Source organism: Cloacibacterium sp. DMC96 (genome assembly GCF_056313765.1).
Genome location: NZ_JBQUZQ010000002.1, coordinates 693,235 through 705,620 on the forward strand (window position 1 = coordinate 693,235; position 12,386 = coordinate 705,620).

The window sequence follows — 12,386 nt, forward strand, 5'->3', positions numbered from 1 at the left end:
TGTTTAATTTTTTACAACATCAGAATGAAAGGATTTATTATTTTAGGGCTAGGGATGAGCTCTGTTCTCTCTGCGCAAATAGATACGGCGCAAGTAAAAGAAATTCAAGAGGTTAGCTTTACGAAAAGGCTTCCGGTTTCCAAAGAAATTATTAACGTACAAAAAGATCTAGGAGCTAAAAATCTAGGTCAGGATTTGCCTATTTTGCTCAAAAATCAAATGTCAGTAGTCGCGACTTCGGATGCTGGAAACGGAGTGGGTTACACTGGTTTTAGGATTAGAGGAAGCGCTGGAACAAGTATTAATGTAATGCTGAATGGTGTTCCGTACAATGATTCAGAAAGTCAGGGAACTTTTTTTGTGAATATTCCAGACATGGCAAGTTCGGCGTCGCAGATTGTCATCCAGAGAGGAGTAGGAACTTCTAGCAATGGAACAGCAAGTTTCGGAGCAAGTGTGAATATTTTGACCAAAAATCCAGAGGAAAAACCTTATTTTTTGACCAATCAAAGCGCAGGAAGTTTTAATACATTTAAACATTCATTTGAAGCAGGAACAGGTAAATTTTTGAACAATTTACTTTCAGTTTCGGCAAGGTATTCTATCATTAATTCAGATGGTTACATCGATAGAGCTTTTTCTAAGCTAAATTCTTACAATATCAATGCACTCTTTGAAAAAGGAAATACGAAACTGAGATTTTTAAGTTTCGGAGGGAAAGAAAAAACGTATCAAGCCTGGAATGGAATTGATAAAGCTACCTATGAATCTAACCCAAAATTTAATTATTCTGGAGCGATTTATGATGCTAATTGGGAAAATATTATTGGATTTTATGAAAATGAAACCGATAATTACCGACAAAACCATTATCATTTGCTTTGGGAACAAAAACTGGGTAAAATTTGGAATCTAGAAACTACTTTTCACCTTACTCATGGAGAAGGTTACTATGAAAATTATAAGCAAGATGCTAAATTTTCAAAATATGATTTGCCTAATATCGTAGAAAACGGAAACATAATTACCAGAACAGATTTCATTAGAAAAAAATGGTTAGACAATGATTTTTATGGTGTAGTTTCTAGTCTTTATGGGAATTTTGAAAATGTGAATTTGAATTTCGGAGTGGCTGCAAATCAATACTTTGGAAGGCATTTTGGGAATGTGTCGGGAGTGAAGTATACTAATATTTTCGAGCATGAATATTACAGAAATAATGCTCTGAAAAATGAAGTTTCAGGTTTTGCAAAAGCCATTTATAAAATTGAAAAGCTAGAGTTTTTTGGAGATTTACAACTGAGAAATATTGACTATAAAACGTATGTTTTAGATGAAAATGCAGAAGAAGGAGCAGATTTAAGTCAGAAATGGACGTTTTTTAATCCAAAATTCGGGGTGAATTATCAGATAGAAAACGGGAAATTATTTTTCTCTTATGCTCATGCTCACAGAGAACCTAACCGTGATGATTTATTTGCCAATCCTAATACAAAGCCAGAGAAATTACATGATTTTGAGTTCGGTTTAGAAAAAACTTTTGGTGATGTTTCTTTTACTGCAAACGCTTATTACATGAATTATGTGAATCAGTTGGTTCTGAGTGGAGAAATCAATATGGTAGGAGAATTCATTAAAATTAATTCTGGAAAATCTTACAGATTAGGTTTAGAATTGGGAACTTTGGCTAAAGTTTCAGAAAAACTGAACGTATTAGGAAATATTACTCTGAGCCAAAGTAAAAATGTAGATTTCAAAATTGAAGAAAATTCTACAGTGACTAATTTGGGCAATACCGACATTTCTTTTTCTCCTAATATTATTGCCAATGCTATAATTCAGTATAAGCCTATTAAAAATTTACAGTTAAATCTTAATAATCAATATGTTGGGAAGCAATATTTAGATAACACGGAAACCAAATCACTACAACTGAATGATTATTTCTTGACTGATTTTAATGCACAATATGAGTTTAAAATTGCAAAACAAGACGTGAGTTTACAATTTTTACTAAATAATATTTTTGACAAAAAGTATGTAAATAATGGGTTTGTATATGATGGACCTTACTATTATGCACAAGCTGGCAGAAATTTTATGTTAGGGCTAAATGTTAAGCTGTAAAAAAATCATTTAAAGAATAAGTTTTGAAAAGAATAATTGTTTATATTTGTTATAATAACCAAAATAAGTAAAAATGAAAAAACTTTATTCTTTTTTGGCAACCATTTTTGCGGTGGTCGCTTTATACAGTCAAGCATTATTAACAATAGTACAAACTCCTGCGAACTCTGGAATTTATACTATCACCTATAATGACGCAGCAAATGGATGGGCTTTTTATAATCCAGGAGTGGGAAATCCTATTGGAGTTTATTTGTGGTTAAATGGTGCAGATAATTCTACAGGAAGTTCGTTTAATGACAATTTCAGTAATATAACAACTCAATTAACTTGGGATGGAACAAATTACAGCGGAACTGTAAATCTTAATACCCATAACTTTAACAATATGGGTGGTGTATTACCTCCAGGAACTACTGTAAATGAATTACATTTCTTGTTTACTGAGTTTCCAGTGGGGAAAAACACACACCAAACTACTGATAAACTCGCTTCAACTTATGGGTTTACAAGTACGGTTACAAGTTCACTAGGAACTATAGATATTAATAGTTCAAAGTTTAAATCTTTTGTTTCAGAGGGCAGATTGTACACTCCTAAAAAAGGAAATGTAAACATACAAGTGATGGATTTCTCTGGAAGAGTGATTAAAACTTTTACAGCGAATTCTACAGTTAATGGGATCGAACTTAATCTTCCAAAAAAAGGAGATTACATCCTGAAACTCGAAAATGAAATTGTAAAGTTTAAATATTAAAAATATCCTTCATAAATAATTAAAAGACTGCTGTTTAACGGCAGTCTTTTTTTGTGGATTAATAAAATTAATTTATAAATTTGTAATAAATACATAAAATTACACACTATGAGAAAAATCTATTTTTTATTTTTATTTTTATTTTCTTTTATAGGCTTTAATGCACAAGATGCTGGAATTTTTGAATCCTATGCTATTTTAAAAATTAATAATGGTAGTAATGCTTATTATGATTTGCAAGCAGTTACAGGTAATCCAGATTTAAATGGAGCTAATTTAGGAACTTTTACTAATGGGCAAACCCTAGTTTTTGTAGGAGGAGAAAACAAAACTTGGAAAAACGGAGGTGGAGATGTAACTGGTGGTAGAATTCATTACAGAGTTTACACCGGAACTCCTTCTGGAAGTTTCTCCAATGTAAGTTTCGGATTTTTAGAAAATTTAGGAGGAAACGGTGACCAAAAGTGGGGTGCAACCACTGGAACTACTGATGTTTTAGCAGGTTTGCCAAATGGTGTTTACACTTTAGAAGTTTATACTGAGGCATACACTAATGTAGGGACTAAGTATTCTAATAACGGCGGCGCAAACTACAAAGCAACTTTCACAGTGAGCAATACTTTAGCATCTGCAGAAACTGTTAAGAAATCAAAATCATTCGTTTCAGAAGGGAAATTGTATACCAATAAACAAGGTAATCTAAGCGTACAAGTAGTAGATTACTCTGGAAGGGTGATTAAAAATATTTCGGCAAAAGCTTCTACTAATGGTATAGAGCTTAACCTTCCTAAAAAAGGAAATTATATTCTTAAACTTAATGATGAGGTTATTAAATTCGCCTATTAATCAAAAGAAAAAATGTTTTTATACAAGGTTGCTTTTTAGCAACCTTTTTTTGTAACTCAACTCAACAAAAAATATTAAATTTGTGCCAAATGAATTTAGGATTACATCTATACAATTATTTGCAAGAAAAAGGAAGTGCAGAACTTCCTGGTTTTGGCGTTTTTACCCTCAAGAAAAAATCAGCTACTTTAGATGAGCAATCCTCTAAAATCTTGCCACCAACCTATGAAATTTCTTTCGTAGAAAATAAAAATGTTTTCAATGCAGATTTTGCTAAATATATTGTTGAGAAGACAAGCGAAAATTTATTTGTAGTACAGTCTCTAATCAAAGAAGAAGTAACTTCTTGGATAGAAGCATTACAAGCCGAACAAAAAATTACAATAGACGAAATAGGTGAATTTTCACTAGAAGAAAATGTTATAAAACTTTTAGACCAAAAAAAATACACCAATACGCCTAAATTTTTTGGACTCGAAGAAATCAGTTTAGAGCAAATTCAAAACATTGAAAACTCTGAAGACTTACCAGAATCAGATAATCAATACGTTTTTAATAACTCTATTCTTTGGGTTTTCCTATTCATTTTACCAGTAGGAGCCATCATTTATTTGGCGATTAATTATCAAGACCAAATTTTTGGGAAAAAATCTTTTGATGAAGTTACAGTGAAAACTTCTACCCAAAGAATTCCCGAAAAGCCAAAGGTAAATCCTATTGTACCAAAAGATTCATTACAAACTTCAAAAACAGATTCATTAAGAATTTCTAAATAATTTCTATGGAAAAAAATGCGAAAACTCCTGCAGAAACCAGGACTATTATGACCAATATTGTGCTTCCCAATGAAACCAATGCATTAGGAAATATGTTTGGTGGTGAGCTTCTTTCCAGAATGGACAGAGCTGCTGCAATTGCTGCGCAAAGACATAGTGAATCTACTGTTGTTACCGCTTCTGTAAACCATGTTTCTTTTAAATATCCTATTCCAGAAGGTGGTGTGGTAGTGGTAGAAGCTAAAGTTTCTAGAGCGTTTTCTACTTCTATGGAAATTTATTGCGATGTGTGGTTAGATAACCCAATCACTAAAGAAAAAATTCATACTAACGAAGGAATTTATACTTTCGTAGCGGTAGATAAAAACAACCATCCGGTTCCTATTCCTGAGCTTATTCCACAATCTGATGTAGAAAAAGCAAGATTTGATGCAGCGCTTCGTAGAAAAGAACTTTCTTTGATTCTTTCTGGGAAAATGAAAGCTCAAGATTCTATAGAACTTAAAAAGTTATTTGGTTAGAATATTTATTGTAAAGTCGTTGATTCGTTAAGTTGTAAAACTGTGAAATTACAGTTTTAAAGTTTTTAAGAATTTGGCAATAAGCGATTTTACGTTTTGCAAATCAACAATTTTACCATTTCAAAAAAAAATGAAAATTCTCCTTCTCGATAGCAATCATCCATTAATTACCGAGCAACTTCTAGCAAAAGGTTTTGTTTTGGAAGAAGATTTTACTTCGTCTTATGATGAGGTTTTGCAGAAAATCAATCAATATGATGGAATTATCATCAGAAGCAGAATTCCTCTTGATAAAAATTTTCTAGAAAATGCCCAAAATCTCAAATTCATTGCGAGAGTAGGAGCAGGAATGGAAAACATAGACCTAGAAACCGCCAAAAATCTAGGAATTTCTTTGATTAATTCCCCAGAAGGAAATCGAGATGCAGTAGCAGAACATGTAGTGGCGATGTTATTGATTCTCATGAATCGTCTGTTCATTGCTTCAGAAGAAGTGAAAAACGGAATCTGGAAACGTGAGGAAAACAGAGGTGATGAATTATTAGGAAAAACGTTTGGAATTATTGGCTACGGAAACATGGGAAAAGCTACCGCCAAAAGACTTTCTGGTTTTGGCGTGGAAATTATTTTCTATGATATTTTGCCAAATTTAGAAGATGAATTTGCCAAGCAAGTTTCCTTAGAAGAATTACAAGAACGCGTAGATATTCTTAGTTTGCATATTCCTCTAGATGCTTCAACGGAATATTTAGTTGATGAGGGTTTTATCTCGAAAATGAAGAAAAATTTCTATTTGGTTAATACCGCAAGAGGAAAAAATGTGAAAACTTCTGCATTAGTAGATGCTCTAAAATCTGGTAAAGTAAAAGCCGCAGCATTAGATGTTTTAGAATACGAAAAATCTTCCTTCGAAAACTTGGAAACAAATAATGAGGATTTGCAATTTCTTTTAGAGTCAGACCAAGTAATTGTTACACCACACATTGCAGGTTGGACGCATCAAAGCAAAGAAAAACTGGCGCAATTTATCGTAGATAAAATCGTGCAACAATTCTGTTAAAAAAATCTTAATATTACCGCAATCATAAAACACTGCTTCAAAAAAATGTTAAATTGCCACGCCTAAATAATTAATCAGAAGATGAAGCAGAAAATTGTAGTAATTCTTATCCTTTTATTGACCTTGATTTCTTGTAAAAAAGAATTTAATTTTTTTCAACAAGAGAATGAAAATGGTTTGCCTAATTACGGAAATGTTGATGTAGAAAATGTCTTTACTGCAGAAGATTCTAGACTTCAGAATAAACAAAATGTGGTTAATACCATTCAGCAATACTATGATAAAGTTTGGGAAAAAGGGGATTTGAGCGGAGGTTTTCTCGTGGCAAAAGGTGATAAAATTCTCTTCGAAAGCTATAGAGGTTTTGCCAAAGAAAATAATCAAGTTCCCATCAATAAAGATGTTCCGCTTCATATCGCTTCTATTTCTAAATCGCTTACCGCGATGGCAGTTCTTAAATTGGTAGAAGCCAGAAAAATAAATCTTCACGATAAAGTCACCCATTATTTTCCGAAATTCCCATACAAAGAAGTAGAAGTGATTCACTTGCTGAATCACAGAAGTGGACTACCGAAATACGAATATTTCATAGAGAAATTAGGACTTAAACCTAAAAATAAATATTTCACCAACCAAGAAGTTCTCAATTTACTTATTCAGTACAAACCAGATTTGGCAAGAAATACCAACACTGGCTTTATGTATTGCAATACCAATTATGCGCTTCTTGCACTGATTGTAGAAAAAGTTACTGCACATCCTTTTCCTTTGGCGATGCAGAAAATCGTTTTCAAACCATTAGGAATGGAACATACCTATATTTTTCAGCAAAAAGATTCTCTCAGAGCTACTCAATCTTTTTATTATCAAGGAAACAGATTGTATCCTACAGATAAATTAGATGGGATTTATGGTGACAAAAACTGCTACACCACGCCAAGAGATTTATTTAAGTTTTCAAAAGCGATGTACGCCGAAAATTTCTTGAGAAAAAGTCTTAAAGATTCTATTTTTACACCTTACAGTAATGAAAGAAGAGGCGTAAACAATTATGGAATTGGTTTTAGAATGAAAGTTTTTGACAACGGAGAAAAACTTACGTTTCATAATGGTTGGTGGCATGGAAGCAATACCGCTTTTGTTCATTTACAAAAATCTAAAGTCACGATTATTGCTCTTGGGAACAAGTTTTCTAGAAGAGTGTATTCTGCGCTCACGCTTTCTTCATTGTTTGAAGATTTTCCTTTAGAAAGAGAAAAATTGAATAAACTCATGAACAAGGAAATAGACACTACAAAAGAGAATCACGATGCTGCGGCAGAATCTACCGAATAATTAACGCATATTTCTTAATTTTGCTCAAATTTCATCAATGAAAAAAATAATTTTTCTCCTTCTGCTTAATCTGTTGCTTTTTTCGTGTGCTAGAGTTGGCGCACCAAATGGCGGTACTAGAGATTCTTTGGCTCCTAAATTTTTAGGCTCTAATATAGATACTACTCGATTAAATGTTTCTAGAACGGTAAAGGAATTGAGGCTGGATTTTGATGAATATGTAATGCTGAAAGATTTTAATAAAAATTTCAATGTATCGCCACCGATTAAGAAAATTAAAAAAGTCATTCCTTCTAATCTGGCGAATAAATATGTTTTGATACAGTGGGAAGATACGCTTCAAGCGAATACTACCTATAATTTTAATTTTGGAAATGCCATTGTAGACAATAATGAGTCTAATCCTTTGCCTTATTTTAATTTTGCGTTTTCTACTGGAGATAAAATAGATGACCTTTTCGTGAGCGGAACCGTGAAAGATGCCATGACGCTCATCAAAGAAAATCAAACGGCAAAAGACAATAAAATGGTAGTGGGACTCTATAAAGCAGGCGAAAATCTAGACTACAAACAGAAACCCGATTATATTACCAAAGTAGACGAAGAAAATTATTTTGAACTCAATTTTTTACCAAAAGGGGAATTTGTAATTATAGCTTTTGATGACGAAAATCAAAATTCTGTTTACGATGCAGGAAAAGAAAAAGTTTCTTTTTTGAAAGAAAAAATTACCTTAGACAGCACAAGTGTAAGAGGTCTAAAATTGAAACTTTACCCTTCTAAAAAAGTGGTAAAATACAAAGAAAGTAAAGCCATCAATGGTGGTTTGTTAATGACTTTTGAAGGAAATCCGGAAACGGTAGACGTAAAATCCCTTTCAGAAGAACTGAAAGATTTCAAAGTAACGCATGTAAAACGTTCGGATTCTGTGAATATTTGGTTTGATGCAGAGAAGAGTAATTTGGGTGGAACTGTTTCTAAGCAAGTGAAATTAAGTTATTTTACACCTACGATTAGTGATACCATTTCCGTAAGTTATAAAGCGGTGAAAGATGAATTTAAACTTTCTAATGAAGCAGGGAATTTAATCGCGCCAGAAAATAACTTTGTCATTAATACATCGTTGCCCATAGAAAATCTCAACACTTCTTCTTGGAAACTGGAAAGCGATAGCATTGCACAAGATTTCACTGCGAAAATTTCAGAGAAAAATCCGTTTAAAATTCTGGTGAACTCTAGTTTTAAACCTACGAAAAAATATGTTTTAACGATTCCAAAAGAAACCGTTTCTTCTTATTATAGCAGTAATGATAAATCCTTCCAATTTCAATTTGAGATTGATAAGCCAGAAAATTATGGTTCCTTCACCGCTGTGATTAAAAATAAACCTACGGCTAAATTTTGGGTAGAATTGACCAATGAAAAAGGCGAGATTTTATATTCTCAATTCACCAATGAATCTGAAGTTTCCTTTAAAAATTTGAAACCAGCGACTTATATTGCCAGAATTAGAGTAGATAATAATGGAAATGGATTTTGGGACGAAGCAGATTTTGCGCAAAATATCGCTGCTGAAGACGTTTACATTTTTGAAAAAGAAATTAATGTAAGACCACTCTGGGAAATAAAAGAAGATTGGGAACTTACCAATCATTAAAAAGTAAAATTTTAGAATATTTTGAACTTATATATATATTCAAATGAAAAAAGTACTCATCGGAATCGTTGTTTTTTTAATTTTGATACAACTTATTCCTATCGACAGAACCAATAAACCTGTAGACCCGAAACAGAATTTTGTAGAGGTGCTCAAAACTCCGAAAGATGTAACCGAAATGCTGAAAAATGCGTGTTACGATTGTCATAGTAACGAGGTGAAATATCCTAGTTATGCTTACATTGCTCCTATTTCGTGGTCGATTAAGCATCACGTAAATGAAGGCAAAGAAAATGTGAATTTCTCTGAATGGATGACGTATAACAAGGATCAAAAAGACCACATTTTAGATGAAATCATTGAAACGATAGAGCGTAAAGAAATGCCATTTAAAGGTTATGTTCCGATGCATCCAGAAGCTAATCTTACTGATGCTCAAAGAAAAATATTGATTGATTATTTTAAAGGATTACAAAAATCTGGTCAATACTAAAACTAAAAAAGCTCCGAAAGGAGCTTTTTTTATTGATAATTTTCTAAAAATTTTCTCTGCGAATCGAAAGCGATTTCCTCAAGATTGAGTTCTGAAATTTTCACCCAAATGGTTTCTGAAATTTCGTGAGCTTCTAGTTTTTTGATTTCTATTTTTTCTTCCACTTGATATTCAAAGAATAAGTCCAAAGTATTATAGTCTACTTCTTTGTAATGATAAACATTGGGTAGACTTCCCACGAATTTTAAATTTTTGAGGTCTATTTCTATTCCCAATTCTTCTTTTAATTCTCTAGCACAAGTTTCTTCGGCGCTTTCTTTTGGGTCTGTAAAACCGCCCGCCAAATCTAGTTTCCCGATTTTAGGATTTTGATTTCTCTTGGTCAGTAATAATTCATCATCGCATCTTATTAATACTGCAACTGCGGCTGCGATATTTTGATACATCACAAAATCACATTGTGCACAAGAAAATTTCTTTTCTCCATCAAAAATCAGCGTTTCTTGGCCGCACTTTGGGCAATATTTTAAGTGTTTCATTTGTTTCTTGGGTGGTATTTCAGAATTACATCATGCAATTCTTCGGTTTTTAAATGGGTATAAATTTCTGTGGTGGTAATGCTAGAATGTCCCAACATTTCTTGGATAAACCTTAAATCTACACCGTTTTGCAAAAGATGAGTAGCAAAAGAATGACGGAAAGTGTGGGGAGAAATACTTTTTCTGATTCCCGCCTTTTCTACCAATTCTTTGATGATGATAAATACAATCACTCTAGACATAGAAGAACCTCTGCTGTTTAGGAAGATGTGGTCTTCATATTTTTTGCCTATTTTATTGTTTGCTCTTACATTATTAATGTAGTTCAAAATAAGATTGGCAGTGTAGTTAGCAAGCGGAACGTATCTCACTTTTTTACCTTTACCTTCTACTTTTATAAAGTTTTCTTTGAAATTAACATCAGAAATTTTAAGTTCTATTAATTCAGAAACTCTAAGGCCACAACCATACAATACTTCTATGATGCAGTGATTTCTCACGCCTAAATCAGTGCTTAAATCGATGGCTTTAATGATTTTTTCTACATCTTCGAAGCTCAGCGTATCAGGTAAATATAAGCCTAATTTTGGACCTTCAAGAAGTGTGGAAGGATTATCTTCTCTGATTTCTTCTTCGATAAGATATTTAAAAAAAGATTTAATAGAAGATATTCCTCTTGCTTGAGTTCTTTCGCTAATTTTTTCTTTGGTAAGATGAAGGAGAAATTCTTGTAAGTTTTCAAAAGTTATTTTGTCGGGAGTAGTGTTATCTAGTTTTTCCTCTGAGAAAGCTTTTAGTTTCTTCACATCTCGTATGTATGCATCTAAAGTATTGTCAGAGAAATTCCTCTCGAATTTGAGAAAATGTGAAAAATTCTCAATCGTTTCATTCCAAGTCATTTGTGTTTGTTTTTATTGTGTTTTTAAGTGCAGATGAGCATGCAAATATCATGCTAAACTGTCTTATTTGAGATTTTCCTCAGAGATTTGAAGAACTTCTACTTGAGAATTTTCTAAAAATTTTAATCCTTCTGTGTCTGAGTATTGGTCTATATAAACTAGCCTTTTAATGCCAGATTGTAATATAAGTTTGCTGCATTCTTTACACGGCGAAAGTGTAAGGTAAAGAGTAGCACCTTTTGCAGACTGAGTACTAGAAGCTAATTTTAAAATGGCATTTGCTTCTGCATGAAGCACATACCAATGCGTTTTTCCGCCTTCGTCTTCACAACAATTTTCTGCACCAGAAGGAGTTCCGTTATATCCGTCAGAAATAATCATTCTGTCTTTTACAATGAGTGCGCCTACTTTTTTTCTTTCACAGTAAGAAAGTTTTGCCCATTCTTTAGCCATCTTAAGATAGGCCAAGTCAAATTTATTGTGATTCATTTTAAAATTTTTAAAATTAGCTTCTTACTTTTTTCTGAATTTTTTAAAAATTAGGCTTTCTTTTTTCTAAAAATGCAGAAACGCCTTCTTTTTTATCTTCCATTTCGAATAATTCTCCGAAAGATTTAATTTCTAATTCATAACCTTCAGCAGAATCTGATGCATTCACTGCAGCAATGGCTTTAGATATTCCTTGTGGTGAATTTTTAGAAATAAGGGTTGCTAATTCTTTCGTTTTTGGTAATAATTCTTCTACACTAAAAACTTCGTTTACCAAACCCATTTCTTTTGCTCTACTCGCCGAAATCATTTTAGCAGAGAAAATCACTTCATTCGCAAGTCCTTTTCCTACTAATTTTGGTAATCTTTGCGTGCCTCCATAACCAGGAATAAGACCTAAAGTAACTTCTGGTAAACCTAATTTTGCATTTTCTGAAGCATATCTTATGTGACATGCCATCGCAAGTTCTAAACCACCACCTAATGCAAATCCATTTACAGCGGCAATAACAGGTTTTCTTAGATTTTCTATTTTATTGAATAGCGAATTTTGTCCGTTTCTGGCTAATTCCTCTGCTTTGTCTTGACCGAAATCAGAAAACTCTTTAATGTCTGCTCCGGCTACAAATGATTTTTCGCCACTTCCTGTGATGATGATGACTCTGCAATTAGAATCTTGTTCTAGCTGAGATAAAGCTTCGCTCAATTCACTGATAGTAGATCCATTTAAAGCGTTTAAACTCTGTGGTCTATTAATGGTAATGGTAGAAATTTGACCTTCGTTTTCTAGGAGAATATTTTGGAAATTCATGGTAGAGTAGTATTAAATTTACGATTTTTAGGATAAGTGCAAAATAACTAATTTTTGGCCTAAAATACAAAAAAGC

The 12,386-nt window shown here is 32.8% G+C and carries 13 protein-coding genes; 9 read left to right on the forward strand and 4 right to left on the reverse strand.

Annotated elements, in window-relative coordinates; genetic code table 11:
- Nucleotides 1-24: 24 nt before the first annotated feature.
- From ACT53I_RS12145 to ACT53I_RS12185, 9 genes are all read left to right on the forward strand, one after another.
- Nucleotides 25-2,127 carry a TonB-dependent receptor gene (locus ACT53I_RS12145; protein ID WP_476079853.1) on the forward strand — a complete coding sequence of 701 codons (2,103 nt, stop codon included), beginning with the start codon at nt 25-27 and terminating at the stop codon, nt 2,125-2,127.
- A 73-nt stretch (nt 2,128-2,200) separates the two neighbouring features.
- Complete coding sequence (locus tag ACT53I_RS12150; protein ID WP_476079854.1) at nt 2,201-2,884, forward strand: T9SS type A sorting domain-containing protein; 684 nt, start codon at nt 2,201-2,203, stop codon at nt 2,882-2,884.
- A gap of 108 nt (nt 2,885-2,992) precedes the next feature.
- Nucleotides 2,993-3,730 carry a T9SS type A sorting domain-containing protein gene (locus tag ACT53I_RS12155; RefSeq protein WP_476079855.1) on the forward strand — a complete coding sequence of 246 codons (738 nt, stop codon included), beginning with the start codon at nt 2,993-2,995 and terminating at the stop codon, nt 3,728-3,730.
- An 89-nt stretch (nt 3,731-3,819) separates the two neighbouring features.
- The gene (locus tag ACT53I_RS12160; RefSeq protein WP_476079856.1) at nt 3,820-4,506 is read left to right on the forward strand and encodes a hypothetical protein; all 687 of its coding nucleotides are present in this window, start codon (nt 3,820-3,822) and stop codon (nt 4,504-4,506) included.
- A gap of 5 nt (nt 4,507-4,511) precedes the next feature.
- The gene (locus ACT53I_RS12165; protein WP_476079857.1) at nt 4,512-5,027 is read left to right on the forward strand and encodes an acyl-CoA thioesterase; all 516 of its coding nucleotides are present in this window, start codon (nt 4,512-4,514) and stop codon (nt 5,025-5,027) included.
- A 130-nt stretch (nt 5,028-5,157) separates the two neighbouring features.
- A complete protein-coding gene (locus ACT53I_RS12170; protein WP_476079858.1) occupies nt 5,158-6,087 on the forward strand; it encodes a 2-hydroxyacid dehydrogenase in 930 nt (309 codons plus the stop codon).
- 81 nt (nt 6,088-6,168) lie between these two features.
- A complete protein-coding gene (locus ACT53I_RS12175) occupies nt 6,169-7,422 on the forward strand; it encodes a serine hydrolase domain-containing protein (protein ID WP_476079859.1) in 1,254 nt (417 codons plus the stop codon).
- Nucleotides 7,423-7,459: 37 nt separating this feature from the next.
- Nucleotides 7,460-9,079, forward strand: coding sequence for an Ig-like domain-containing domain (locus ACT53I_RS12180; RefSeq protein WP_476079860.1), 1,620 nt, complete (start codon nt 7,460-7,462; stop codon nt 9,077-9,079).
- A 43-nt stretch (nt 9,080-9,122) separates the two neighbouring features.
- Nucleotides 9,123-9,572: a heme-binding domain-containing protein gene (locus ACT53I_RS12185; RefSeq protein ID WP_476079861.1), complete on the forward strand. Its 450-nt coding sequence runs from the start codon at nt 9,123-9,125 to the stop codon at nt 9,570-9,572.
- Nucleotides 9,573-9,601: 29 nt separating this feature from the next.
- Here the strand turns inward: ACT53I_RS12185 and ACT53I_RS12190 are convergent, their stop codons facing one another.
- The 4 genes from ACT53I_RS12190 to ACT53I_RS12205 all read right to left on the reverse strand — a co-directional run bounded on the left by ACT53I_RS12190 (nt 9,602) and on the right by ACT53I_RS12205 (nt 12,310).
- Nucleotides 9,602-10,111: an NUDIX hydrolase gene (locus ACT53I_RS12190; RefSeq protein WP_476079862.1), complete on the reverse strand. Its 510-nt coding sequence runs from the start codon at nt 10,109-10,111 to the stop codon at nt 9,602-9,604.
- The gene (xerD, locus tag ACT53I_RS12195) at nt 10,108-11,010 is read right to left on the reverse strand and encodes a site-specific tyrosine recombinase XerD (protein ID WP_476079863.1); all 903 of its coding nucleotides are present in this window, start codon (nt 11,008-11,010) and stop codon (nt 10,108-10,110) included. Before xerD ends, ACT53I_RS12190 begins: the two co-directional genes overlap by 4 nt.
- 63 nt (nt 11,011-11,073) lie before the next feature.
- Complete coding sequence (locus ACT53I_RS12200) at nt 11,074-11,499, reverse strand: deoxycytidylate deaminase (protein WP_371488325.1); 426 nt, start codon at nt 11,497-11,499, stop codon at nt 11,074-11,076.
- Between the two features lie 43 nt (nt 11,500-11,542).
- Nucleotides 11,543-12,310, reverse strand: a complete 768-nt coding sequence (locus ACT53I_RS12205; protein WP_476079864.1) for an enoyl-CoA hydratase-related protein — start codon at nt 12,308-12,310, stop codon at nt 11,543-11,545.
- Nucleotides 12,311-12,386: the final 76 nt, after the last annotated feature.